Genomic DNA, 2,690 nt, shown 5'->3' on the forward strand with positions numbered 1-2,690 from the left:
GCTCCGGTGTCACCCGTCGCCCCCGTGTCACCCGTCGGGCCAGTGGCTCCGGTGTCACCCGTCGCCCCGGTGTCACCGGTCGGGCCGGTCGCTCCGGTGTCACCCGTCGGGCCGGTCGCTCCGGTGTCACCCGTCGGGCCGGTCGCTCCGGTGTCACCCGTCGGGCCGGTCGCCCCGGTGTCACCCGTCGCCCCGGTGTCACCGGTCGGGCCAGTGGCTCCGGTGTCACCCGTCGCCCCGGTGTCACCGGTCGGGCCAGTGGCTCCGGTGTCGCCGGTCGGGCCGGTCGCTCCGGTGTCACCCGTCGGGCCGGTCGCACCGGTGTCACCCGTCGGACCGGTCGCCCCAGTGTCACCAGTCGGGCCGGCCGGGCCCGTCGCACCAGTGTCACCGGTCGGGCCGGCCGGGCCCGTCGCACCAGTGTCACCGGTCGGGCCAGCCGGGCCCGTCGCACCAGTGTCACCGGTCGGGCCAGCCGGGCCCGTCGCACCAGTGTCACCGGTCGGGCCAACCGGACCAGTCGCCCCGGTGTCACCGGCCGGGCCGGTCGGGCCAACCGGACCAGTCGCCCCGGTGTCACCGGCTGGGCCGGTCGGGCCAATCGGCCCAGTCGGGCCAGCCGGGCCGGTCGGGCCAACCGGGCCGGTCGGGCCAGCCGGGCCGGTCGGGCCGATCGGGCCGGTCGCCCCGGTGGCACCGCCGCCACCTCCGCCACCACCAGACTGACCGTTTTGACCGTCGTGTCCGTCCTGGCCGAAGAACGCGCCGCCTTCACCTCCGCGGCCGCCTAGGCCGCCTACGCCGCCGGGACCGCCGTTACCACCACCGGCGCCCTCACCCCCGACACCCGCCTGCCCGCCGGCACCACCGTCACCGCCATGGCCCAAAAGGAAGCCACCCGCACCACCCGCACCACCAGCCCCACCGTTGCCACCGGCGCCACCATTACCTACTCCAACCGCCGCAGCACCCGGGGCACCGGCCCCGCCGGCGCCACCGGCACCGCCGTGGCCCATGAAGAACCCTCCGGCACCACCGGCACCACCGGCACCACCGTTAGCACCGGGGGCAATGCCCGCTCCGCCGGAACCACCAGCACCGCCCTGGCCCATGAAGAACCCGCCAGCACCACCGACACCACCGGCACCACCATTGGCGGCTACTCCCGTTCCGCCAGCACCGCCGGCACCACCAGCACCGCCCTGGCCGAAGAAGAATCCGCCGGCACCCCCGGCGCCACCGGCTCCACCGGGACCCACGATGGCCGTTCCGCCAGCACCGCCGGCGCCACCATGGCCAAACAGCCACCCACCAGCACCGCCGGCGCCGCCGGCAGCACCGGGACCGCCGATGCCTCCGGCGCCGCCCCTACCGATCAACCCCGACGACCCGCCGGCACCGCCGACAGCGCCCGGCGCCGTGCTGTCGCCACCGGCACCACCGCTGCCGTACAACCATCCGCCGGCACCGCCAGCCGTCCCCTGCGGACCCGAAGTCCCGGCCGCACCGTCTCCGATCAACGGACGCCCCGTAAGTTGCTCGATCAGCCCATTGACCGGATCACTCGCCGCCCCCAACGCCTGCGCCGCCGCATTGGCAACCTCGGTGCTCTGATACGAGGCAGCGCTGGCCGCCAAAGTTCGCGTGAACTGATCATGGAACGCCGCTGCCTGCCCAGCCAGCGCCTGAAACTCCTCCGCAGAATGCGAGAACATTAGAGCTATCGCCGTCGACACCTCGTCGGCTGCCGCAGCCGCTATCGCCGTGGTCGGACCTGCAGCCGCCGCCGTCGCACTGGCCAATCTCTCGGCGATGCCGTCGAGATTCGCAGCCAACCACTGGACCACAGCCGGTGAGATGTACAAAGGCGAAGTCATGACATTGCACCTCATCTTCAATCGCCAGCCCTGCATAGGGCCATGGCATGGGGCGGCGGTCCCACCCACGGATTGGAAGAATACACGCGATGGCGCGCTTTGCAGCCATTAAGTTGCCATTGCTTTTGTCGATTTTCTGTGAACCCAGATAGCTCTGGAAAACAATATTTATGGAAACACATATGCGCATCAATATGCACTTATATATTGACATAATACTGATGAATACGTCGATATATTGATGGTGCCAGCGGCGGCGTTCTGTCTGCATCTTTGATTTTGCTGATAGTCTGCCCTGGCGCGCTGCATGCCTCTGAACAGGTACTTTGCAGCACACTAGAAAATTTAGCATTTGCCATTCTGCGCCTGCTCGGTACCAGATATCATGCGAGGAAGATTTGCGGTCTAAGTACATCCGTCTCTTCGCACAGAACAAAAGAAATACATTCATCAGGGTGGACCCTGGCTCGCTTGCCATGAGCGTGAGACCCAGTTGACCCGATTTTTGCCAGGCTAAACGGACCACCTGTATTGCCGTTATGGGACCACCGGCGCGTAGCGCCCGATGTCCCTCAGTTTTTGTTCGTTCGATCGGGTGACGCGCATGTTAGGGAGGTCGGCGGGCATCGCTTAGTGCGTTGAGATCAGGGAAGTAGAGGGGGTGTTGGGAGGTAGCGGGGTTAGCCGACTCCCGTGGTACGGCACGATCGCTGCGCATTGCGGCCTGGACCCCTAGCCTCGATTTTTCGTCGAGGGTGATTTCGGTCGGACTTGGCGATGGGGTGCGTGGTGTCTGGGGTTTGTGTGGTTTAG

Annotated in this window: 1 protein-coding gene; it reads right to left on the reverse strand. The window is 67.6% G+C overall.

Annotated features, from left to right (window positions below; all coding sequences use genetic code 11):
* Positions 1-1,877 (reverse strand): PE domain-containing protein (locus BST27_RS33335; protein ID WP_211285332.1); only part of this gene is annotated, 1,877 nt, incomplete at its 3' end.
* Between the last annotated feature and the right edge of the window lie 813 nt (positions 1,878-2,690).

This window comes from Mycobacterium intermedium (assembly GCF_002086275.1).
Lineage (GTDB): Bacteria > Actinomycetota > Actinomycetes > Mycobacteriales > Mycobacteriaceae > Mycobacterium > Mycobacterium intermedium.